This window comes from Marinobacter psychrophilus (genome assembly GCF_001043175.1).
Classification (GTDB): Bacteria; Pseudomonadota; Gammaproteobacteria; order Pseudomonadales; family Oleiphilaceae; genus Marinobacter; species Marinobacter psychrophilus.
Genome location: NZ_CP011494.1, coordinates 2,604,992 through 2,628,898 on the forward strand (window position 1 = coordinate 2,604,992; position 23,907 = coordinate 2,628,898).

The following is a 23,907-nucleotide window of genomic DNA, read 5'->3' on the forward strand; positions in this document are numbered from 1 at the left end:
CTTCGAGACAGATTTCAAATCTGTCCCGAAGGTAAGCTTTATGAGAAACTGCTCCCCCAAAAAGGAGCCTCAGCCATGCCCGACCACAGCCCGTCACCCAATCACCACCCCGCCACCCGCATCATTCACAACCGGCGCCATCGGGACCAGCAAGGCAGCCCTTACTCGCCGGTATACAACACCACCACCTACCGCTTCGACACAACCGCCGAGCAGCTGGCCGTGGTAAAAGGTGAAAACGACGGCAACCTCTACACCCGCTGGGGCACCAACCCCACCATCAAAGAGCTGGAACAGGGGCTGGCGCAGCTGGAATCAGCACAGGCCGGACTGGCGTTTGCCTCCGGCATGGCGGCCATCTCCGCCACCCTATTTGCCCATGGCCGCAACGGCATAGTGTGCGCAGGCGATCTGTACGGCGGCACCCAGGAACTGCTGATGAATCATTTCGAGCCCCTGGGCATTCCCTTTACCTTCCTTCTGAACCAACAGCTGGATGAGCTGGAACAGCACCTGACCAAACCCGGTATGCTGGTGTACTGCGAAACCCCGGCCAACCCAACCATGGCTATACTCGACATCGCCGACCTGGCCCGCCGTGCTCACGCTAAGGGCGCCTTATTAGCCGTTGATAACACCTTCGCCAGCCCCATCAACCAGCGTCCGCTGGAACTGGGCGCGGACCTGGTCATGCACAGCGCCACAAAATACCTGGCCGGCCACAGCGACTTAACCGCCGGCGCCTTCATGTCCAGCGCAGAACTCGCCAAACCCGTCGCCGCCTGGCGTAAAAGCCTGGGCCAGATACTGGCACCGGAAATGGCCGCGCTTCTGTCGCGCAGCCTACGAACCCTGCACGTACGAGTCCGCCAGCACAACGAAAACGCCATGGCCGTCGCCATTGCCATGGAAAAACACCCGAAAGTCAGCCGCGTACTCTACCCCGGTCTGCCAGATTTCCCCGGCCACCAACTCGCCAGGCAACAAATGCACGGCTTCGGCGGTATGCTCAGTATTGACGTGATCGGTGGCGGCAAAGCGGCAGAAACGGTAGAAGACCACCTGCAAGTGTTTCTGTTGGCCACCAGCCTGGGCGGTGTAGAAAGCCTGGTCAGCCAGCCAATCGCCACCAGCCACTACCGCCTGACACCCGAAGACCGGGCACAAAGGGGCATCAGTGATGGCTTACTGAGGTTGTCGGTGGGGCTTGAAGATGCGGGGGATTTGATTGCAGATTTGGAGCAGGCGCTGGACAGTTTGGGGGAGTGACTGCTCGCCCGGGGACGGGTTTCAAATCCGGCCCCTCTAGATTTTCCCGGGAACAGACTTGAAATCTGTTCCCGGACGCACTGCTAAGCCGCTCTTTTCTTGTTGCGGCGGGTTTGGTCACCAAGGCCAGCCAGGAGCCCCTTTAACGCTGAAGTCCTCATCCAGTGCGTCCCAATGAATACCATGCACACTCAACTCAAAATCTTGACGGCTCACTGGGTCCGCGTGAAGTAATCTGGAAACCATGCCAGTGTTGCGCCTATAACGGGTTGACGAAACTATTCGCGTTTCACGCGTCCCCGCTACTTCGCTATTCCGCTATAACAACCTGAGATTTCACCTCAGCCTCAAACAGCTTCTTCAACGCCGCCTTAGCACCATCATCACCGTGCACCAGCCGAATTTCCCTGGGCGCATTTGGAATACCCAACACAAAATTCAGCAAGTCACTCTGCCCCGCGTGGGCGGAGTAACCGCCTACTTGGTGAATGCGCGCGCAGATGGGGTAACGTTTATCATCAAGCTCCACCCAGCCAGCCTGATCCGGTGTTCCCACGCCGGCGTTGCTGCCGTATTTTAAAATATCCCGACTTGGTGTGCCCGAGGCTTGATAGCCCACGAACAACACATCATTACGAGCGTCGCCGAGCATCGCTTTCAGGTAATTCACCACCCGGCCACCCGCGCACATACCTGAACCCGCCAACACCACCGCCGGGCGCTTGAAACTGGCCAGGTACTCAACCGCCTCAAGATGACTCGCATGACTGTTAATCAGCGTAAGCTGGTCGAAACCCAACGAATGCCGTCCCTGGCTCAGCACTTCCTGGGCTTCCGCGTCCCACATGGGTTTTAACTTGCGATAAATACGAGTGAACTCTGCCGCCAAAGGCGAATCCACCACAATCTCCAGATTCTGCCATGGCACACCCAGCGCCACCGGCTCAGCGCCAAACTCATGAATCAGGCTTTCAATTTCATACAGCAAATCCTGTGTTCGGCCAATACTGAACGCCGGCACAATGACTGTACCGCCGTCAGCCAGGGCGCTCTGTAACACCTGCTTTAAACGCAAACGTCGTGTAGTGCGGTCTTCGTGGTCCTTATCACCATAGGTGCTTTCAATCACCAACCGATCAGCACGTTTTGGCGACACCGGTGCCGTCAGCAGCGGCGCGTGGGCAGCACCTAAATCACCACTGAAGACTATGCGCTCATTAACCAGCTCGCCCTGTTCCCCGACATGCTCGCCTTCGCCTTCTGCACCGTGCGCTCCCTCTTGCCCTACTGCGGTAACATCACATTCCACATACGCCGACCCCAGAATGTGACCTGCCGGTTGAAAATGAACATCCAAAGAACCACCGGTTTCGTCATCCGCCACAAACACCGAATGCCACTGCCCATAAGGCACCGACACCAAGCGCTGGCGAATAAGCCCCAGCACCCGTTCAATCAACGCCCTATCCCGCGTGAAGCCAATTTTCAGGGCGTCTTCCAGAATCTCTGGCAACATAATGGCTGAAGGCTCAGTGCAGATAATCGGCCCGCTGAAACCCGCCGCCAGCAAATAAGGTATGCGGCCAACGTGGTCTATGTGCACGTGGGTAAGCACCAGGGCACGAATGTGAGCAAGGGGGAAATCAATAGAAAGGTCAGCAACCGATGACTTGCCGGCGGCGTCTGCGCCCTGGAACAGGCCGCAGTCAATCAGAATACCGGCGGAAGGATGCGATCGGTCAGAAGGGGTAATGCTCAGCTCGTGGCAAGAGCCGGTAACGCCAGAAACAGCGCCGTGATGGGAAATATTGATCATAACAACCTCCTTGTTGCTAAAAAGTGAACCAACTCCTGAACGTTAGACGTCAACCTGCAGGGGACAACTCACTTTTCATTTCCAGCCATCGACACAGCTTCGAAATCTGTGTCGATGGTTCTGGGTATGACCGGCTGCGGATTCAGATTCCACACCAAATCCCCAACGCCCCCATTAGGCGCAAAACCCGTCGGCGCGGCTTTAAGAATAGACAGCACTTCCTCACAATCAAACGCCTGACTGGCGTGTTGCAGTTGTTTCACCGTATCCGCTACCTTTGGCCAGGTCATACACACTTCACGGGCCATCATAATACGTGGGTGGGCAGTGCCTTGCGGATCATCACCAATCAACAGCTCTTCAAATAACTTTTCACCTGGGCGCAGCCCGCTGAACACCAGCTCTATCTCGCCATCTGGCTGCTCGGCGGTTCTTTCGCGGCGGCCCATCAAATGCATCATCTTACGGGCCAGGTCCGCAATTTTCACCGGCTCGCCCATGTCCAGCACAAACACCTCGCCACCCTGGCCCATACTACCGGCCTGCAGCACCAGTTGGCTGGCTTCGGGAATGGTCATGAAATAGCGAATAATGTCCGGATGGGTAACCGTCACCGGGCCACCGCTGCTAATCTGATCCCGGAACAAAGGCACCACAGACCCAGACGAGCCCAGCACGTTACCAAAACGCACCATAGAGAAAACCGTGTCGCTCTGGCGCTGAGCCAGCCCCTGCAACACCAACTCCGCCATGCGCTTACTGGCGCCCATCACGTTGGTGGGCCTTACCGCTTTATCAGTAGAAATCAGCACAAACAACTCAACACCCGCCGCTACTGCCGCCTCGGCTGTGTGCAACGTGCCAAACACGTTGTTCTGCACACCTTCAATCACATTGTGCTCTACCAGCGGCACATGCTTGTAAGCCGCCGCGTGATACACCGTTTGCACCCCAAACGAGCGCATCACCGTTTCACAGCGGCGACGATGCACCACACTGCCCAACAGCGGGTGCACACACACATTCAAACCTTCCGCAGCGTTAATTTGCTGAAGCTCGCGCTCGATGGCGTATAACGCAAATTCGGACTGCTCAAACAGCACCAGACATTTTGGCTGGTGGCTGATAATCTGCCGGCACAATTCGGAACCAATCGAACCACCGGCACCGGTCACCATCACCGAACGCCCAAACAGCGACGACGCTACCTGGGCGTTGTCTGACCGCACCGGATCGCGCCCCAGCAAGTCTTCAATTTCAAGATCGCGAATATCGTTAATGCGCGCCTGGCCGGCAATCACTTCACAGAACGACGGAACGGTTTGTACCGGCAAATTCAATTTTTCCAGCTGCGTTAACAATTCACGACGATTTACCTCTATATCCGCATCCACCGCCAACAACAGGCGCTGAACACCGTGGCTGCTCACAGCCTCTTTCAAGTGGCTCAACGCAAACGCCGGCAAACCCACAACCAGGGTTTTATGATTGGCAGGTATCAAACTGATGAACATAACGGGATGATATTCGTCACCCTGCTGAAGCGCTTTAGCCAGCTGAACACCGGTTTTACCGGCCCCCACAATGGCTACGCGCTCCTTGTCGCGCCCAGACGAATATTGAACCAGCATGCGCATGCTCATGCGGCTACCGCCAACAAAGATAAACGCCAGCGCAGCATAAATCAGCGGAACGGAACGAGGGACAAACACATGCAAACCGTAGCTAAGCACCACCAGCAACAAAGCAGAAGCGGCAACGCCGGTGATGATGGTTATGAAGGCCCGGTCGCTCATATAACGAATAACCGCGCGGTATAAGCCAAGGCGAACAAAAACGCCCAGCGTAAACACCACCGTAAGCAGCGAAATCAGCGCTTGGCCCCTGTTTGGTTCCCACAAGCCCACGTCCAGGCGCAGCGCAAAAGAGGCCCAAAGCGCGAAAGACAGCGCGATAAAGTCCACCGTTAAGGAAATGACACGCTTTTTGAAACGGGACAATTTAAGGAATGCGTTAAACATAGTAACCCTTGGTTTTCCTGGCCGATGAACCAAAATTACTCTCGACCCGGAACACGGTCGCCAGTGCCTTTGCCCGATACTGTCATCAAAATATATTTGAAGTAAGCTGCCACCGTCAGATTCGTCAGCATTTTGGCATCCGTTTCTGCAAGTAGCCCAGGCGTAGACATATCAATATTATTGACCTGCGCCAAACCAGTCACGCCCGGCCGAGCGGCTAACACCCCACGCTGTTCCCGCTCCTGAATCAATTTTTCCTGGTTAAAAAGGCAAGGCCGTGGGCCAACGAGGCTCATCTCACCTTTCAACACATTCCAAAGCTGCGGCAACTCATCCAGCTTAGTACGGCGCAAAAAATGCCCAAATTTGGTGATGGACGAACTGCTCGCCAGGTGACTGGCAACCGACGCTGTGTTGACAGACATAGTGCGAAATTTCACCAACGTAAACGGCTTTTTATGCTGCCCTACCCGCTCCTGACGAAAAACCGGTAAGCCGGTGTCAAACAAACCAATAACGTAAAGAACCAGTAACACCGGAAAACCAAACACCAAGCCCAATAATGAAAACAAAAAGTCCAAAGTACGAATCACAAAATCAATCCTGTTGATTGGGAAAACAACGCTGAAGACCCTGCTTTACAGTCAGCGGCGGAGTCCAGTTTAAACACTTTCGGGTGTGGCTGATATCAACCTGAAGGGAACCGAGTAAACGCTGAGCCACAGCTTTTTTTCCCAGCAAGGCGGCACCAAATTGTAGCAAGCCCACAGGAACAGAAATAAGCCGCGAAGGCTTACCCATAGCCCCCGCAACACCTTGAAGCAATTGAGTTGTCGACAGGTCCTCACCGTCACTCACCAGAAACGTCTCGTTTGCTGCACCGGGGTGATCGATGCAGGTAATGATCAAGTCCACTAGATTATCCAGAGCGACAAGCGAGCGCTTGTTATGCACCGCACCAAGTGGCAACGGCAGGCCTTTGCCGACCAACTTGATCATACCGGCAAAATTGCCTTTTACCCTTGGGCCATACACCAAAGGCGGGCGAATAATAACAACCTCCATACCCGTTTCGGCAGCCAGCTCGCGCAAGCCCACTTCTGCCTCGTGCTTAGACGTACCGTAAAAGTCTTCGGGTAACGGCGCATCGTATGAAAAAAACGGCTTGCCTAGCGGGGTTTGCTCTCCGTTCACCTTAATAGAACTGATAAAAACAAACCGCTTTACACCTGCAGTGGCAGCTCGGCGAGCAAGATTGAGCGTGCCCTCTACGTTCACTTTGCGGAACTCCGCCAGTGGATTCAGCATCTCATCGTTCATGATATGAGCACGCGCGGCAGCATGAATAACGGCGTCTTTCCCCGCTAGCGCAGTGGCCCATTGTTGGTTGGACTGGAGACTATCCATTAAAACGTCCATACCAGCGCCCGTTGACCTCGGCCGCCTGACCAAACACGTCAAGTCAAACCGAGCATCTGTATTTAAAACGTTTGCCAAACATAACCCAAGAAAACCGGTGGCCCCCGTTAGTAAAATATTCACTGGCAATTCTCCGAAGAAATCTTGAATTGCGTTTTTTTACTCTCGTTTACAAGCGTAACTAGGTCCTTAGCCATCTCATCCATAATCTCTACACGGGAAAACTGATTAACAAACTCTTGCCTGGGCTTATCTTCAATAAGAAGACTCTCAAAAACCGAAACAGCACCGGCGACATCGCATGGAGAAAAAACCGCCGCGTTACTAAGGTTCTCGTTTATGAACCTGGCAGCGTAGCCCGCAACGCCAGCCCATATCGGTTTGCCCATAGCGCCATACTCAAAAAGCTTGGATGGAAGCACCTTGCGGAAGGCGTCATAATCATTAAGATGTAAGAACAGCACGTCCGCCTGTTGGTAAATCTGTATCAATTCTGTTCGTTCAACAGGGGACTCTATCGTCACGTTGCTGCAGCCTGCATGGGCAATAGCTTCTTCTAAACGCCGTAAACGCCCGCCACCACCGATCAGTCGAAATCTAGCCCGGCCTTCTAGCGCCTTCGCTAAGTCAGGAATGATGTTATGCAGCCCCTGCCCTTCGCCCATATTGCCGGCGTAGACCACTTTAATCAGCGCACCATTCAGTCCCTCAGTACTATTGCCCACACTACTTTTATCAGAGCTAACCTTAGGCGCTACACGCAGAAATTCGTCATCAATGCCGTTGGTGAAAACGACCTTTGGCACGTTAGGGTACCTAGACTCGAAGTACGGCAAAAATCCAGCCGATACCACATTCAAACGACCTGCCCGCAATATTGCCCATCGTTCTACCACGCTGAACACAGGTTTCATTAGCCAAGAAAGCTTGCGAGGCAGAACATCTTTAATCGTATCAACAAAAATATCCCGAATGTCTAAATACAGCGGCACCCGGAGCTTGCGAGCAACCCATGCGCCCAATACGGCCGTCATTAGGCGCGAGGAACTGGCAAAAACCAGGTCGTATTCTTTACCTTTAAGAAACGCACTCACTTGCTTCGCGTATGCCAAAAAAGCCCGGGATTGATCCACCATGCCGCTCGCATGAGCAGGCAACTTCACACGTTTTACCGTTAATCCATCACTTGATTCATTTTCCAGAGCACCCACATTGAAGCCCAAATAGCGATTAGGCAGAGTGGTCACCACGTGAATCTGACTGTTTATGGGCAGGGTCTTCTGCAACGACTCCACAAATGCTGTGTTACGAAAAGAACCCGCACACAAATCCGGCTGAAAATAAAAACTTAGCAGTAAAACCTTCAATCAGAGCTCCAAGAAATTTGGGTGGTGAGTTTACACTCCCTTAACGTTATCAATAACTTTTGGGAGTTTTTTGATATGCCAAATAACTGGGGGAGAAAGATCATTCCAATTGCCTTTAAAACGGGCTGTTTTCCCAAAAAGGATAAAACAGTTGCCATCAATCGTCGCAGGGCAGTAGCGATTTCATTGTTGCTTTAAAAACTCAACAATGCGATTGCATGCCTTGCCATCGCCATAAGGATTATGCGCCTGGGACATACGCTGATGCACCGCCACATCATCTAGAAGTTCCTGAACAGCATCACGGATCACGCTGCTATCGGTACCCACTAAGCGCACGGTACCAGCTTCTATGGCCTCTGGGCGTTCGGTGCTGCCTCGCATCACCAGCACAGGCTTGCCCAAGCCCGGTGCCTCCTCCTGTACGCCACCGCTGTCAGTCAGCACTAAGTACGCCCTCTGCATCAGAAAAACGAAAGGTTCATAACCGAGTGGTTCAATCAAGTGGACGTTACACAGACCATCGAGCAGGCGTTGAACCGGCTCCCAAACGTTTGGGTTCAAATGCACTGGGTAAATAAAATGGGTTTCGGGATTTTTTTCTGCCAAGTCGCGCAATGCTTTACAAATGTTCTCAAAACCAATGCCGAAATTTTCCCGGCGGTGGCCGGTAACAAGCACATATCGCTGGTCAACCACATTAAAATGCAGACCAGCTGATATCAATGCGGAGTTAATTTGCGCCTGAAGCGCCGGCGTATCCGCTATCTTCTGCACCACCCACTGCAACGCATCAATAACCGTATTACCCGTAACCAAGATCTTTTCTTCAGCAACGCCCTCAGCAAGCAGCGCATTCTGATTTCGTTCGGTTGGCGCAAAATGCCAGTGAGCCAACCTTCCTGTTAACTGTCTGTTCGCCTCCTCCGGCCACGGGGAATACAAATCGCCAGTGCGCAGTCCAGCTTCTACATGACCCACAGGGATCTGCTGATAAAACGCCGCCAAAGTACCCGCGAATGTGGTGGCTGTATCGCCATGCACCAGCACCAACTCCGGCTTGAAATCCAAGAGTACATCTCGCAGCCCAAGCAGCACTTTGCTGGTTACATCGTAAAGATCTTGCCCGGGCTGCATCACGTTCAAGTCGTAATCCGGTTTCAGGGCAAACAACTCCAGAACCTGATCCAACATTTCCCGATGCTGGGCCGTTACCGCCACCCTCGCATCAAAATAGGAGTCAGCCTGAAGCGCTTTGACCAGAGGCGCCATTTTTATGGCTTCAGGGCGGGTACCAAAAACGAGTAAAACCTTCACGCCTGGACCACTCCGCAGAAGTCCATTACATCGCCCTTCACTTTCAGCTTTTGAAACTCTCTGTGGGCAACCATATATACGACGATGTCTGCACTAGCCGCAGCATCTTGCCAGGCGGTCAAGCTAATGCTCGCATGCTTCTCCAGATTCGGCTCTACCGCCAAAGGCTGGATATCGCCGGCAACCAACTGTTGAAACACCCAAAGCGCAGGTGATTCACGAAGGTCGTCAATATTCGGCTTGAACGCCAACCCCATACAGGCCACTACCGGGACACGCCCATGTTCTTCGCGGAAATCAGCAACTCTCGCCTTGATCTTTTCAACCACCCACTCGGTTTTACGGGTATTCACCTCTCGCGCGGTGCGAATCAAGCGCGCATCGTCGCCACCTTCATGCACGATGAACCACGGATCAACGGCGATACAGTGACCGCCAACCCCGGTGCTCGGCTGAAGAATATTCACTCGCGGATGACGATTGGCCAGACGAATCAGTTCCCAAACATCAATACCAAACTTATCACTCAGCAACGACAGCTCATTGGCAAAGGCAATGTTCACATCGCGGAAACTGTTTTCTGTTAACTTTGCCATTTCAGCCGTACGAGCGTCAGCCACTAGCACCTCGCCGGTTACAAAGGTGCGGTAAAACGCTGCCACTTTTTCACTGGCTTCGGAGGTAATACCGCCAACGATGCGATCATTCTCCACCAGCTCCCGCATGATGTGGCCCGGCAGCACTCGCTCCGGACAATGGGCGATATGAATCGCATCAGTTTCAACGCCACACTCACGTAAGGTTTCTGCGACCTTCTCCGTAGTGCCAACAGGGCTGGTAGATTCCAGAATCACTAGATCACCGGCTTTTATAACGGAGGCAATTGAACGGGTTGCATTCAGTACATAGTCAATATTTGGCACAAACCCTTCATGGAACGGAGTGGGAACCGCAACGATAAAAATATCAGCAGCTTCGGGTTCAAGCGATGCTTTTAAACGTCCCGAGTTGACTGCTGAGTGGACGAAGGAATCAAGATCTGGTTCAACAATATGAATGTTACCTTGATTAATTGTTTCCACAACTTCTGGTGCTACGTCTACACCTTGAACCTGATAACCACGATTAGCCAATAATGCTGCCGATGGTAAACCAATATATCCCAAGCCAAGCACGCAAATCTTGATATCTAAAAGCATTTAAGTCGTCCAAAAATTAAAGGAATCAAGTGGCGGCCACCCTATTACTAATTAAGCGAAAATAACTTTTTCAAATGCGATAAAGTGGCTAAAATCCTTGTTGCCAAAAACTTTTTCTCATAGCGCTGATCCCCTAATAGTCGTGAATATTGTTTCAACACATAAAAAATACGCTTTATCTCAGAAATTTTAGAAATCTTACTACGTGTGGCTGACCCAAGACGCAAGTAAACATAGTAACAGGCCTCAGGCTCTGCCTTACGAACATGATGAACACGAGGAGAAAGTTGTGTCATGAAAAGTGCATCCTCACCTTTCGAAAGATTAATATCAAACCTCGTGTTGCCAATCATTTTTCGACTAATCATTTTGGCACATGGCGATGAGAAATATTTCCTAGCTTTGAACTTTGAGGACTCCACACTACTCAAATTACTATAGGAATTGCCAATATAGTTTTTCTGGCTATGGTTGGCATTATTTTTAAAAAATTGAACGTCTGTTATTCCGATCACACTTTCACTGGAGACAGACAACAACGACTCAATAAAATTTGAACTCAAAACATCGTCATCGTCAACAAAACAAATATACGACTCTGAAGAATTTTCAATAAGAAAGTTTCTAGCGTTAGAAACGCCAGGCATATCCAAGTAAAAAAAACATAATTAAAAAAAAAGTCTTGAAGCAAATTTTCAACATACTCTCTATATGGACTTTCTTCTCCATTTAAAGCGACATACACAAGAAACTTACTTTTATCTAAACTTTGTTCATTTATCGACTTCAGGCATTTCTCAAGGTAGCTTCCAGGAGCATGAGTCGGAATTAAAACGGCAACCTCAGATACCCTACCCTCTATCATAAATAACACTCAAATTATGCTCACAAATAGTCTATCGGAAACGAATCAAAGTCATAAATTTCGTTTTAAATCATCATACAAACTCATCCAGCTAAGCTGACACTTTGAAAAATTGGGGCCTGGTGAATCTGAATTAATCTCAATTAGCTGAGCCAAAGCAATTGGATCATAAGTTTCACAGAGAAGTATTGGAGCGTTCAACCGCTCGGCAATTTCACTAGTTGCAGTTTTGATACTATCAGTTGACTTGGGAGCCACAACGTTTATACCTGATGCTAATGCTTCTAATATAACCTGACCTAGAGGCTCATAAGTAGAGGTCATCAGAAAATAATCTGATGCTTGATAGTAATCCTCGGGTTTTTTTGTAAAACGCTCAAACTGGACCTTATAGTCGACATTCATGTCTGTTGCCAGATTCTTCAAATAGGACTTTTGACTTCCTTCGCCGACTATGACCAAGTGATATTCGTCCGACAGGCAACCTATCGTTTTAATCGCCAAATCAAAACCTTTTATTTTTTCTAGACGCCCTATACACAGCATAACTTTTTTTTGACTTGGCATACCAAGAATTTTTCTTAGCTCTTCCTTTTGATTTTTTCCCACTGGAAAAAATCGATTCGTATCAACACCAGGAAAGACTTTAATGATCTTCAAAGAAGGCTTTATAGAGTTAATTTGCTCAGCCATTGTCGTACTAAAAACAAAAACTTTTTTTAAAGAAAGTAGCGAGGCAGTTTCAAGAAAGCAATTAATAGAATACTTCAAAAAATAGAGACCACTCTTCCCTTTATTTTGTGGAGAATCTTGAAAGCGATATACCGCTGGAGCCAAATAAACTATATTTTTAAAACCCGCCAATTTAGAACAGAGTGTTGTCAAATTACTTCGTGATATGACTAATTCATAATCTTTTTATTTTTCAATTCTCTACAAAGTTGGTAACAGGAAATCATTCGCCGAAAAAACCCGTTGGACTGAAACCTTAGAACGTTTGCACCAAAGATTAACTCATGTCTCGCTAAATGCCCACTTACAGAATTTGATTGATTTCCAGTTACAATAGTTACGTCATAACCGGACATAATCAACGATTCAGCGATGCCTCTCAAAGAGTTTTCTACACCACCAATGGAGGGATAGAATGATGTATTTATTAAAAGAACACTTTTACTCAAACCCAGCCCCCTCAACGCGCAAAATTAAAACTCATCAGACGATCATTAGAAACTTGAAAAACACATTATCAAACTTCTTTCAGAAACTTAAAAATTTATTCGGTTATTTTTACGAAAATAGAATATCGTGATGATCAGTAAAACTATTAGATGAAATCTCACTGAACTATAGTCGGCTCGATATACAGATGACACGATTAAGTGCAAGGCAAGAAGACTTGAAACCCAATCTAGTTGAGTCATTTTGATTCTCAATGATCGAAAAAGTAAAAAGCTAAAGAGAAAAGTTATTGAGAGGAGCCCTACTAAACCAAGCTCCCAAACATAATCAGAAAATATATTATTCGACGTAATATGAACATGTTCGCCATTCGGCAAATTATAACGCCCACCTAATATAGAGAAACTCTTTGGGCCAAACCCAAAAAAACATTAATTATTGAGTAGGTCGTCAACCAGACAAAAGGCATTACCCACATATACAAGCGAGCTCCTTTGCTTATATCGAAAGCACCAGAAAATCTTCCAAAAATTAAGTCAGCCCCACCAAGGCTAATCAACTTCGCAGTAAAGAAAACAAGTCCTAAAAAAATACAGAGGATAGATAGTAGCGCATAAGAATTAATCTTAAGGCTCAGTATCGAGATAATTGTGTAGAATGATATCGCTGAAAACAAAATAATAAAGAGATTAAAATACCCTCCCAGTGAGAATGTTAAAAGTAACGGTATAAGGGCGTAAAAAAAGCACACTAATATTTTTTTAAAGCCTTCAATCACAAAAAGACTTATCAAAATAAAATCTATCAGCAACGGTGTTAAATAACTAGGCTCCCTAGCAATACCAGTAACTCGAAAACCAAAAAATGAATCAGGGCTAATTGATAAAGAATGAATATGGCTTCTGGTCTCGAAAGGAAAATTAACCAAACCAAAATATTCAGAAGCAATTTGCCAATAACAAAAAGATATAAATAGAAAAAGACCTAACCAGTAGTAAAACAACAAATTTTTAGTTTTTTCTATCTCGTGTCCGCGTGAAGAGCCACAAAAAACAGTCTCTGAGAAAATCAAACAAAAAAACAAAATTAATATATAACTTGAAAGTCTTCCGATAATTTCATAGAAATAAGTAGTATAATCGAAAAAATTAAAGTTATAAAAAGTGCCTACTGGCAATCCAAAAGCTAATGACAAAATTATCGGAGTAAAAAATAAGAAAATGTATATTTTGAAGTAATATGACAAGTAGATAAAAGGCTGAACCAACCTTGAAATTACCCACAAAAAAATTGAAAGGATCAAAAATAAATAGTGCCACTTTGCACCAAAAACCGACACAGATAATGGAACAAAAAATAGGCAAATTTTTAGAAAAAAATCGTAGTAGTGTTTCATTCAACTAAAACCATATATATTCTTCGTATTTAAGGAGGGCGGTCTCCAACCCCAAGTGCAACACTCGGTTTAATGAACGCCTGATGGCACTTCCTGGGTACGGTTGATCAGATCCATAAACACTTCCAGCGGTGGTTTGAAGCCTAGCCGCTTTCGAGGACGAGTGTTGAGCTTCGTCGTCTGTCAAGGTAGTTGGCACCTGATTTATTTAGGCTCTAATGAGCCACGCATTGCTCTTTAACATGTTGCTCTTCTGGTAGTGGATTCAGCCACACGGGTCCGATTGGTTCACAGTTACGGACATCGGTTGACCAACGGCCAGGGTTCTTTGCTTTGGCCCTGAGTAGCGTCATTTTGCGCCCTGCCAGTATGTCAGCATCCTTACCTTCATGACGGTCTGCCGGCGTCACATAGCGGATCGCGCTGTGACGGTGCTCTTCGTTATACCAGGTTATGAACTTCATCACCCAGTCACGCGCCAGCTCAAGGCTCTCAAAGCCTTCTGGCGGGTATTCCGGGCACTGTTTAGTGGTGCCGAACAGCGATTCGATGTAGGCGTTGTCGTTAGACACACGTGACCGACTGAAGGGCGGTGTCACGCTCAGCTGCTCGAACGTGGCCGGTAACGTGCCGCCTTTCATGGCGCTGCCGTTGTCAGAATGCACCACCGGGGACTTGTTCACGCAGCCTTGCCGGAGTAGCGCTTTGCGCAGCACAATTTCACTGTTGCCCGCGTTTTCCGCATCGGACACTCCAGCTCCCACGATTTTGCGACTGTAGATGCCAAGCATGAAGTACAAATAAAAAAATCGACCCCGGACGGTCGTTTTGAGATAGCGGTGATTTGCAACCTAGTTGTTCAAATAGCTGCACTTAGGCAGCCTGCTTATTGCGCTCAATTTCCTGCAATTTTCCAGGGTTGAGCGATACGGCTCCGGCGACGTCCCAGTTTCGAGTATCACCAGACCAACGCCTGGGATTCAGACTCTTTGCTCGTTCATACACCGCTTCACGTTTGGCTAGCAGCTCCGCATCAACACCTTGGTGCCGTTGTGCTGGCGTCACAAAGTTGATGCCGCTGTGCAGATGCTCCTCGTTATAGGCCTGCTCGAACAACAGCATCCATTCACGCACCGCTGTTAGTGATCTAAAGCCTTTGGCAGGCCACTTCGGGCAGTACTTCAGCGTTTTGAACAACGACTCTGAGTACGGATTATCGTTGCTCACTCTGGGTCGGCTGTGAGACATCAACATACCCAGTTCTGACAGCCGCGCTTTCAGCGTGTAGGACGTTATCGGCGCGCTATTATCTGAATGCAGCACCGGTGGGTTTTGCCAACATCTCTCGCGCAACAGAGCTCGATCTATGAGCTTTTTGGCAAGCTCGCCGGACTCTGCTTCGTGGATTTCCCAAGCCACGATTTTGCAGCTGTAGATGTCCATGATCAGGTACAGATACCAGTGCTGGCCGCGCACCTCTGAGGGGCAATAACTGATGTCCCAGCTCCACACCTGGTTCGGGCCAGTGGCCGTAAAGCTGGTATGCTCAGGGACTTTGCGCGGTGGTTTCATGCGGCCCCGATGATTTAATTGCTGGTGCTTTTTGAGCACTCGGTAGAACGAGGACTCAGACGCAAAGTAAAGTCCTTTGTCAGCCAGTCGAGGCACGATCTGGGACGGTGGCAAGCTCTGATACTCCCGTTCATTGCAGGTGTCCAGGATGGCCGCTTCTTCAGCGTGAGTGAGCTGGTGTGGCTGTACAACGCGCTCCGCTTGCGGGCGCTGGTCCTCTGCCACAGTGCCGTTAGCGCATCGCCAGCGCTTCAACGTGCGCTGGCTCAGCTCCATCAAATCGGCTGCCTTGTACCGCGCCGCGCCACTGGCAACAGCTTCGTCATAGTCGTTTAAAAGCCTTGTACGTTCGGTCAGCGGTGTCAGTTGTCCTCGCTGTCCGGGTCCTCGCCGTACAAGGCTTCGAGCTTTTTTGACAGCACCAACAACGAGGTCGTTTCTGCCAGAACCCGGTCTTTACGGCGAACTTCCGCCTTCAACTTCTTGATGGTTTTACGGGCATCGCGCTGCTGTTTCTGAGCGGTTTTCTCTTGCCCTTCTTGAAGACCAGTACCGTGGAGGCCGGCCCCTTTCCAGCGCTGCACCTGCTCTGGATACAGGCCTTTCTGGCGGCAATACGCACCCAGTTCAGCTTCGGACATAGACGCCGTTTCGATCACGACGGCCAACTTGGCTTCGGGAGACCCATCGTCTCCAGCATTACGATAACCCGGCACAGGCCTTCCTTGTTGTCGACACTGTTTTAACCAACTATACAGAGTCACATCCGATATCCCTTCCTCTGCCGCCACCTGCAACACACTGCGGTTCTACAGAGGTAATAACTTCTTCAACACGGCCGCTTTACGTTCCTCGGAATAACGGCTTCCTTAAACTGGCGGATTACCTTAATACTCCTGTACTTACAGGTATCGTAGAAGCGGATCAAACAATGTTCCGCGAATCATTCAAAGGCCAGCGTAAAATTGCTAAACGGCCTGTTCGCAAACGTGGCAACGACAACAAAAAAGGCGCCAAGTCGGTGCCTGTTCTGGTGGCTCGCGACCGCAGCGCAGGTGAGGCCGACTTTGTTCTCAAGCACTTCACCCTGAAAAATGTCGAGCAGCACCTGCTACCCCTATTAAGCCGAGATATCGTTCTCTATATAGATGCTCATCTGACCTTTGAAACGTTGACCCGAAAGCACCATCTCAAGCACAAGGTGCTCAATGCCAGCGCTGGCGAAAGAGTCAAAGCGTCAGTCTTCCACATTCAAGGAGTGAACAACTACCATCTGCGGCTCAAGGGCTGGATTCAACGTTTTCACGGTGTCGCCACCGAATATCTACCTCACTATCTTGGCTGGTTCCGATGGTTCGATAAGCATTCATCAAAAATAAGTCAACCTGCTAATTTTATGGCGGATTTTGTGAAGGCAGACAGTTTTCAACATTTAATACGAACATAGCCGTGCCCACCGATAAGCTTTTGCACGGTAAAGAGCAACGAGTCTTCGGGGACGCCGGTTACCTTGGCATTCAAAAGCGGGATGAGTATAAGCACCGCGAGAACGTCTCCTGGTTCATTGCCAAACGGCCAGGTACCCGGAAGAAGCTGGATGCCGACAAGCTGAAAGCCGAGAAAATCAAAGCCAGTGTTCGCGCCAAGGTCGAGCATCCGTTCCGGTACATCAAGCAGGTCTTCGGCTGCAACAAAGTGCGCTATCGCGGCTTGGCCAAAAACAACAACCGGCTGCATTTGCTGGCAGTGTTCAGCAACCTGCTTATTGGTGAAAAATACATGCTGGCGTAGGGCCAGTGCGCCTGTTTTCCGCCAAAATGGCGGGAAACAGGCAAAAAACACACAAATAACGGGAAAATAATGTCTGAATCTTCGATTTTTTGCCGGCTAAAACCAAGATCGACAAAAATCAGCGGTTATTCAGACCTTCCCTAACCTTCACTGGATCATCTTCCCACAAATCAATCACATCAAAACCAATCCGATTATAAAAATCGTAAACATCAATTACTTGATCTATCTTATTACGTGAAACATCAGATATCGGAAGCTTAAAAAAAACAACGAACTCGGAATTAAATATCAACTTTATATTTATTACAGCCGTAGAAAAGGCTCCGCCGATATATTTAGGTGCAGAACCTTTTCGAAAAAAATGGAGTTCGGCGGGACAATCAAACCGTTGAACTTCTACCCCTACAGATTCTATTAAATCTAATTTATTTTTAGCATCATCACGATGTGCGACGTAAACAATTTTAAAGCCTTTTTTTCGTAGATAGTCAAAGACGCGATTTAAAAAGAGAATCTCAACTTCCATTGAAAAATAGCCGGCTTCACTATATTTTGTTCCAAAGTAATAAAATACGCTATCATCATCCTTGAATTCACCAGAAAAAAGGCTACTAGTGTAGTCATTCTTGATAAACAGCTGCTCAGAGCACCCAAGCTTCTCAAAAGGAAACGCAGTACACATAGTTAATCTATATGGCACGCCCTTTGCACTGCCTGTCGCAAAACAAAGGAAACCATACAATAAGTTAAGAACATTATATCTAGAAATTTTAAAATTTGGCTTATAAATGCCCTTTGACAGATATTGATTAAAGATATCCACTATGATGATCCCATCATCAAGAAGATATGCATGTTTTGAGTTTAAGATCTCTAAACAGCGATGCATCCACACTGAGCGAAATTCGCCAATAAAAATATTAGGCACACCTCGAATGCTCAACATTCTAATGTACAGAAACATTTCTTTTAAGCTCGTTAAGACTCTATTCTTAGAAGAATATAACCTAATTATTTTTACGTCACTAAATAATTTCTCAACTTGTCGTAAATGTTGATTATTTACAGATCTACTAGAATCACCATATTTTATTACTAGAACATCATCACAGCTCTCCCCAAATCTTTTTCGGGCTGCAGCTGCAGAAATTAGTTGTAATGGCGACTCAGCAAGAAACAAACTTTTCATAAATTAGCAACTTAGACATAAGCCGAATTTTTATAAACAACAGCCAAGAGATCTTTTTCCAGATTTTCTCGGCATTTTTTAGCCATAATTAAAAAATTATCCAACTTCTCAATTTCTTCCTTGGTAAAATCTGGGATAAAAGGAAGTTCTTTAGCATCTTCCTTTATCTCAATAATACGAGAATTATCAAAACCTACATCGTTAAGAAGGAACGTAATCTTAGGTGTATTTGATTCAATTGCCAGAAACTTCTTTTTGAGTAAAATTGCATAGGCAACAGCATGGTAGCGACCAGTTACCAGAGCTTCGGACCTTTCCAACGCCTTCGGAAAAATGTGGCTTTTTAACTTTATACGTGAAAAAAGATACCAGAAAAATCTATATATGAATCTAATAACACTTTTCGTATCATGAACGTTTGGTTTTCTTGTTAGTCCAATTTTAATATAGCCTACATTTTGAGAACGGACGCATAGCTGCTGAATACTTTTACTTAAACTAGGGTTTACACTATCAGTTAACAATATTTTTTTCTAAACATTTTATTGTGACAGGGCTTGAGCTCGTAAATCATGGTTAAATCTGGACAATATTTTGAATTTACCCCTTTTGATCGGAGGAGGTCTTGGCTATAAGTGTCGCGACACCAAATACTATCGAAGCATTTAATGTTTTCGTAAAAGCTATCGCTATTTTTATAAATAGTCGCGTTTATGAGAACCGCCGGGCAATTTCTCTTCTTTGCCAGCATTGGGACTTCTAATAACCAACCAACCCTTTCGCGATCAGCATCGTGGTGTAGCGTTCCTTCGCCGTTAACGATAATCAAATCTAACGAAGTGGGAAGGTCATTATCCGTTAGCTTTTCCCCAACTGGCCATAAAAAACTTACGTCCATTCCGATGCTAGTGAGCAGTTTTCTGAGGTTTTTCATGACTCTTTCACAACCATAATGCATGGTTACGCTAGTATCGTTTATTACCGCCACTTTAAAACTCATACTAAACTCTTCCACTTGTCATACCACTAATTTAAAGTGACTACCGCAGGTCACAACCGCTATTTTATAATGCAGCAGGCTCAATATGAAAAATATAACGCTAAGCTTCAAAACCAAAAAATAATATTGTGTTATGCTTTTGAACGACATCGCAGGCTTTACTTTAGGCACTATTTAGGCCATTCAAATAATATTTATAAAATAAAACTAATTAAAACAATAGTTTTTTTTAAAAAATTCTGCGATCTTCAGAAAACTTATAAAAGATTTTCTGAAAGATATTCATACCTATTGACTTCAGTATTTTTTTATAATAAAGAATGTCCTCAAGTTTTCTAGAGTCCATGTATTCACAATCAGCCTGACTCAGCTAGTGGTAGGATGGAACTCCATTGTTAATTAGAGAAAACCGCTGAATTTTCTTCCGGTAAATCTTGGGAAATGGAACATGCATAACAATAGGTGTGTAAGGAAAAACTCGTCGAAACCCAAAACTCTTTAATTGAATTTTATTCTCTTTTTCTGAACTCAAGAATTTCCAATTTATTTATTTCAGAAAATCAACCTTTATAATTCCAACGTCAGCATGTGAACCGCGATAATCATTTCTTGAGAATTCATAGACGCTTACTAGATTAACTTCTGGTCTAACCTCTTTCCTAATAAATCTGGGATCAATTTGTAAAATTTTATCATCACGTTCAAATATACGCCCATACTCCGATAATACGTTATAACTTAGTGGCCTGACTATCTGCATATCGTCCTGCACAAAGAACATGTATCTGTAGCCATTTTTAATGCAGTAATCGAAAGAACTGCATATTGCTATATAAATTTCCGTGAAATTGGCTATTTCCTTTTATCGAAAGAGAACTGGAAAAAAAATATCTTTCACAACATGTTTATTTTTTTGTAGAACTTTAATAGTTTCTTCATCAGAGCTATCGTCATCAAAAATATATAAATTACAATTTGGAGCCATATTAACGAATGAGTCGATGCACTTGCCCAAACGGTTGCCTTGATTATAAGAAAATATACATATCGCAAGCTCACTATTGGCCATTCGAGAAACTCACTAGATTTCTAGTAAATTTAACTAAGGAGACTCTTGATAAGTCTCGAATCGTCAACTCTTTGGATCTTTTCCACCATGGATCAGATCATCTTCTCCACAACTGATTAACAGACCAAAAAGCGCAAAACACTCCGCGAGATCTTGGTAGAACTGATGAACAAACTAAGCCCGCGAGAGCAGCTGGGTAAAAAGGTGTTTTTTCAAGATAATTGGTACGGATTTTCGCAATACAGAAAATACAGGAAAAACAGCACCGGTATAGAACGAACAATTACGGAATTTTTCACTTTTTGCGGATGTTAACTTGTGCCGACAAAAATTTGCGATTCCTCTAATTTTTCATAGAAGTTAAGCTGGCTACTTTTTTATCCTAGATCAATTAGCCATGTTCGGCCATTCGTCGGAAAATCGTGTTTCTTGAGTCTAGCTCGTTGTATGTGCCCTGATCGGTAATTCGACCGTGACCCATTAGGTAGATGGCGTCACATTGGCGAACGGTTGCAAGGCGGTGGGCAATCATGATGATGGTTTTCTTGCCTGAGAAGTCGTGGATCGCGTCCATTATTAGCTTTTCGGTAATACCGTCCAGGGCGCTGGTGGCTTCATCCAACACCAGTACGTCTGCATCGTGGTAGAGAGCCCGGGCAATGCCTATGCGCTGCTTTTGTCCGCCAGAGAGCTGCACGCCCCGCTCGCCCACCCTTGTATCTAGCCCGTGGGGCAGCTCAGCCAGCAGTTCGTCCAGATGCGCCATAGTGGCGGCACGGTTTACTTTCTCCTCGTCTACGGCTTCCGGTGGCAAGCCGAAGGCGATGTTTTCACGGATGGAGCTGTCTGCCAGGAAAATGGACTGGGGCACAAAGCCCACAGAGTTTTGCCAAGCTCTTACGTTGTCTTTGGTCAGCGGCTGGCCATCAATCAGGAGGTTACCTTGTTGCGGTTCTATAAGGCCGAGCAGCAAATCGATTGCGGTGGATTTGCCGGAGCCGGACGCCCCTACCAGGCCAATAACGCCATTGGCCGGTATGGTGATGTCCAGGTTTCTCAGTGCGGGTTCTTCTTTGCCCGGGTAGCTGAAGACTATGTTGTTTAGTCGGACGCTCTTTTTGGGGGTTAGGCGTTTGGTTGTGGGGGTTGCGGTTTTCGCTGTTTCGAAGATGCTGGCTCTTAGGTCGTCCCTTACCGAGTCAAAGGCGGAGAGGTTTCCCCTGATATTTGAAAGCCCTGTGTAAATCTGTTGGAAGGCCGGCAGTAGCTTGAAACCAGCCAGGGCATAGACTGAAAGCACGGGAAGTATGGCGCCAAGGTTGCCTTCAAGAGCCGCCAGTAAATACAGCACTAGAAAGATAACACTGCCGAAGGCGATAAGCTCCATTGCGTATCGTGGCGCTTGGGCCAAAACCATGTTGGTGCCTTGTGCGGTGGCGAACTTTTCGCAAGCAGTTTGGAAGCGGTCTGTGAAGTCTTTTTGCCGGCCCAAAAGCAGGGCGTCTTTGATACCCCCGAAACCTTCGCCCATGAGTTTGAAACGCATTTGTTGGGCTTCACTGATGTGGCGGCTATTTCGCATTAGGCGGCGACGTACTGTTTTGTAAAGCAGTGCATAAGCGCCTGCGAATATCACCAGGCCGGAGATTGCCACCACAGGGTTGTACAAAAAGATCGCCAGTGCCATGAACAAGGCCATTACCAGCTTGGCATTCATTTGCATCAGCGGGTTGATTATTTGGCCGGTAATTCGTTGGGTTTCCTGTGCAATGCGGTTAGTCAGCTGGCTGCTGCTGCCACTGGCGTGAAAAAGCCACGGCTGGTGCATGTAGTGTTTGAACAGGCGATTGCCCAGTTCGGCCCCCACTCTGGCACCGTACATGGAGAGGCGCCAGATGGTGAACATGGAGATGCAGGCGGCTACCGTGAGTACGACCAAAACGCCAATGCCCAGCCAGAACAGGAAGTCGCGCGGGTTTTCCAGGCCGGTGGCGCGGTATACGCCTGCAAGGAAGCTTTCGCCTTCAAGTTGTGAGATGTCCCCTACCAGTGCCATGAATGGGCCAATGGAGACCACGCCGGCGATCTCGGCGAAGGACATCAGCACCACCAGGAATTGCAGGCGCAGGAGTTTTTTGCGCTGCTCTTTGGTGAGTAGGGAGTAGAGTTCTTTTAGTTGGCTGAACATTTTGGCCTTTTGTGTTCGGGGACTTGGTCTAGCTCAGGAGCTTGGCTTTTCAAACTTGGAAAAAGCCATTTGTAAGCTGGAAACCCACGATTGGTCGCAATCGGTCACTTTCCGTGGAAAACGCTTTTGCAATGTTGGAAATAGGCCCTATTGGGTTTCCAAAGCTGGAAACAGATTCTACCCGCAAACAACTGAGAAATTTTGGAAATGGATTTTACAAAGACGGAAATATGAAAACCTAAAACACTGTTTTTTAAAGGTTTTCTAAAACCGATAAGAGCCTCTTATCATTTAATCATTCGTAGCCTAAGACTTTGCTTTTATTTGACTGAATGTATATGAAGCTTCACCGGCCGTCAGTAACCGCCAACTGTTTTTTCAAACTCGCACCAAACTCGGCCATAAACGCGGCAAAAATACCCAGCATCAGACCCAAAACCACGGCCAATGCGACAATAAGGCTTCGCTTCGGTCCGGTTTCTTGAATACTTTGACGGGCGCTAACAATGACTTCTAAGTTACCCAGGCTTTGCAATGCACTCTCAAGTTCTGATTTTTCCTGAATTGCGGTAGGAAGTGCTGTTCCGTCACCGCTTGCCTGCGCCATCATAGAGGCAATGACGGCGTTTAATGATTCGATTTGCCGATTGATGCTGGCTTGCTCACTTTTCACCAGCTTTTCCTGATGCTGGCTCAGCTTGTCAATCAATGCAGCGTGAACCTTTTCAACGAGCTGTTTCTGCCTGGCAGTAGTACCGGTTGTAAAACGAATCAGCGCGGTGTCTTTCGTATTTTGAAACGACACGCCAAATGGTAGTTTGCTTTCGTTTTCGGCGTAATACAGCACTTGCTGTTCGGGCAGCCAGCGCGCTTCAAGGGTCGCGATAACAGTTTCCGGTGTCTGAATTAACGTTTTGCTGTCTTTTTCCGCTAGCTGCACAAGGCTGACGTAATCGAACTTTTCGGGTGTGAGCAAAGCATAAGCCAGGCCGCCTAGCGTACATAACAGAAACACCGCATAAAACACCCTGCGCCTGCGGATAAACGTTGCGGCCAAATCAACCAAGCTGATTTCGTCTGAATAATCAGGTTGATACGTGTTTATCGGTTGATTACGTCTCTCTTCCATTCCACTATTCCCTGTAGCTGCTTTTCGCGCTTGGGCACGCTACCGCCCTGCCGATGGTGATCAGCATAGAGGTAAAAGATGCCTATACTACAGGGTTTGGCTTGCCGTTTCTGCT

21 protein-coding genes and 2 pseudogenes are annotated in these 23,907 nt (G+C 47.4%); 3 read left to right on the forward strand and 20 right to left on the reverse strand.

Going from position 1 to position 23,907, the window contains the following annotated elements:
* Positions 1–75: 75 nt before the first annotated feature.
* A complete protein-coding gene (locus ABA45_RS11705) occupies positions 76–1,269 on the forward strand; it encodes a trans-sulfuration enzyme family protein (protein ID WP_048386305.1) in 1,194 nt (397 codons plus the stop codon).
* A gap of 117 nt (positions 1,270–1,386) precedes the next feature.
* Here the strand turns inward: ABA45_RS11705 and ABA45_RS19790 are convergent, their stop codons facing one another.
* The 14 genes and pseudogenes from ABA45_RS19790 to ABA45_RS18610 form a co-directional block, all read right to left on the reverse strand.
* Positions 1,387–1,515, reverse strand: a complete 129-nt coding sequence (locus tag ABA45_RS19790; RefSeq protein ID WP_406564633.1) for a DUF2442 domain-containing protein — start codon at positions 1,513–1,515, stop codon at positions 1,387–1,389.
* 64 nt (positions 1,516–1,579) lie between these two features.
* Positions 1,580–3,085, reverse strand: coding sequence for an MBL fold metallo-hydrolase RNA specificity domain-containing protein (locus tag ABA45_RS11710; protein WP_048386307.1), 1,506 nt, complete (start codon positions 3,083–3,085; stop codon positions 1,580–1,582).
* 68 nt (positions 3,086–3,153) lie between these two features.
* Entirely contained in the window at positions 3,154–5,106 is a 1,953-nt protein-coding gene (locus tag ABA45_RS11715) for a polysaccharide biosynthesis protein (protein WP_048386309.1), read from the reverse strand.
* 35 nt (positions 5,107–5,141) lie between these two features.
* Positions 5,142–5,699, reverse strand: a complete 558-nt coding sequence (locus ABA45_RS11720) for a sugar transferase (RefSeq protein WP_048386311.1) — start codon at positions 5,697–5,699, stop codon at positions 5,142–5,144.
* 4 nt (positions 5,700–5,703) lie between these two features.
* Positions 5,704–6,654 (reverse strand): UDP-glucose 4-epimerase family protein, encoded by a 951-nt coding sequence (locus ABA45_RS11725; RefSeq protein WP_227506022.1) that lies wholly within the window; start codon positions 6,652–6,654, stop codon positions 5,704–5,706.
* A complete protein-coding gene (locus ABA45_RS11730) occupies positions 6,645–7,892 on the reverse strand; it encodes a glycosyltransferase family 4 protein (protein ID WP_048386315.1) in 1,248 nt (415 codons plus the stop codon). Before ABA45_RS11730 ends, ABA45_RS11725 begins: the two co-directional genes overlap by 10 nt.
* A 183-nt stretch (positions 7,893–8,075) precedes the next feature.
* A complete protein-coding gene (wecB, locus tag ABA45_RS11735) occupies positions 8,076–9,164 on the reverse strand; it encodes a non-hydrolyzing UDP-N-acetylglucosamine 2-epimerase (protein ID WP_264753040.1) in 1,089 nt (362 codons plus the stop codon).
* Between the two features lie 41 nt (positions 9,165–9,205).
* Positions 9,206–10,408, reverse strand: a complete 1,203-nt coding sequence (gene wecC / locus ABA45_RS11740) for a UDP-N-acetyl-D-mannosamine dehydrogenase (RefSeq protein ID WP_048386320.1) — start codon at positions 10,406–10,408, stop codon at positions 9,206–9,208.
* A gap of 47 nt (positions 10,409–10,455) precedes the next feature.
* Positions 10,456–11,055 (reverse strand): glycosyltransferase family A protein, encoded by a 600-nt coding sequence (locus ABA45_RS18600; RefSeq protein ID WP_084708333.1) that lies wholly within the window; start codon positions 11,053–11,055, stop codon positions 10,456–10,458.
* A 269-nt stretch (positions 11,056–11,324) separates the two neighbouring features.
* Positions 11,325–12,158, reverse strand: a complete 834-nt coding sequence (locus ABA45_RS11750; RefSeq protein WP_157035547.1) for a glycosyltransferase — start codon at positions 12,156–12,158, stop codon at positions 11,325–11,327.
* A 688-nt stretch (positions 12,159–12,846) separates the two neighbouring features.
* A complete protein-coding gene (locus tag ABA45_RS11755; RefSeq protein WP_048386325.1) occupies positions 12,847–13,851 on the reverse strand; it encodes a hypothetical protein in 1,005 nt (334 codons plus the stop codon).
* Positions 13,852–13,920: 69 nt separating this feature from the next.
* Positions 13,921–14,025, reverse strand: a pseudogene (locus tag ABA45_RS19870) (IS30 family transposase); the annotation flags it as partial.
* Positions 14,026–14,066: 41 nt separating this feature from the next.
* Positions 14,067–14,603 carry an integrase core domain-containing protein gene (locus ABA45_RS18605; RefSeq protein ID WP_227506023.1) on the reverse strand — a complete coding sequence of 179 codons (537 nt, stop codon included), beginning with the start codon at positions 14,601–14,603 and terminating at the stop codon, positions 14,067–14,069.
* A 121-nt stretch (positions 14,604–14,724) separates the two neighbouring features.
* Positions 14,725–16,223, reverse strand: a pseudogene (locus tag ABA45_RS18610) (IS3 family transposase).
* Between the two features lie 74 nt (positions 16,224–16,297).
* On the opposite strand from ABA45_RS18610, the gene ABA45_RS11775 reads away from it, so the two are divergent.
* Together ABA45_RS11775 and ABA45_RS11780 are read left to right on the forward strand one after the other, a co-directional pair.
* Positions 16,298–16,870 (forward strand): IS1595 family transposase, encoded by a 573-nt coding sequence (locus ABA45_RS11775; protein WP_048386331.1) that lies wholly within the window; start codon positions 16,298–16,300, stop codon positions 16,868–16,870.
* A 2-nt stretch (positions 16,871–16,872) separates the two neighbouring features.
* Positions 16,873–17,214 carry a transposase gene (locus ABA45_RS11780; RefSeq protein ID WP_406564634.1) on the forward strand — a complete coding sequence of 114 codons (342 nt, stop codon included), beginning with the start codon at positions 16,873–16,875 and terminating at the stop codon, positions 17,212–17,214.
* A 118-nt stretch (positions 17,215–17,332) separates the two neighbouring features.
* On the opposite strand, the gene ABA45_RS11785 is transcribed toward ABA45_RS11780, so the two are convergent.
* The 6 genes from ABA45_RS11785 to ABA45_RS11815 all read right to left on the reverse strand — a co-directional run bounded on the left by ABA45_RS11785 (position 17,333) and on the right by ABA45_RS11815 (position 23,792).
* A complete protein-coding gene (locus tag ABA45_RS11785) occupies positions 17,333–18,406 on the reverse strand; it encodes a polysialyltransferase family glycosyltransferase (protein ID WP_157035548.1) in 1,074 nt (357 codons plus the stop codon).
* A gap of 11 nt (positions 18,407–18,417) precedes the next feature.
* A complete protein-coding gene (locus ABA45_RS19085; protein WP_198146965.1) occupies positions 18,418–18,930 on the reverse strand; it encodes a hypothetical protein in 513 nt (170 codons plus the stop codon).
* Positions 18,924–19,406: a polysaccharide pyruvyl transferase family protein gene (locus ABA45_RS11795; RefSeq protein ID WP_048386337.1), complete on the reverse strand. Its 483-nt coding sequence runs from the start codon at positions 19,404–19,406 to the stop codon at positions 18,924–18,926. The genes ABA45_RS19085 and ABA45_RS11795 overlap by 7 nt, the downstream gene beginning before the upstream one ends.
* Positions 19,407–20,268: 862 nt before the next feature.
* Entirely contained in the window at positions 20,269–20,475 is a 207-nt protein-coding gene (locus ABA45_RS19795; protein WP_157035549.1) for a glycosyltransferase, read from the reverse strand.
* 391 nt (positions 20,476–20,866) lie between these two features.
* Positions 20,867–22,663: an ABC transporter ATP-binding protein gene (locus ABA45_RS11805; RefSeq protein WP_048386341.1), complete on the reverse strand. Its 1,797-nt coding sequence runs from the start codon at positions 22,661–22,663 to the stop codon at positions 20,867–20,869.
* A gap of 346 nt (positions 22,664–23,009) precedes the next feature.
* Entirely contained in the window at positions 23,010–23,792 is a 783-nt protein-coding gene (locus ABA45_RS11815; RefSeq protein ID WP_048386345.1) for a Wzz/FepE/Etk N-terminal domain-containing protein, read from the reverse strand.
* Positions 23,793–23,907 lie beyond the last annotated feature (115 nt).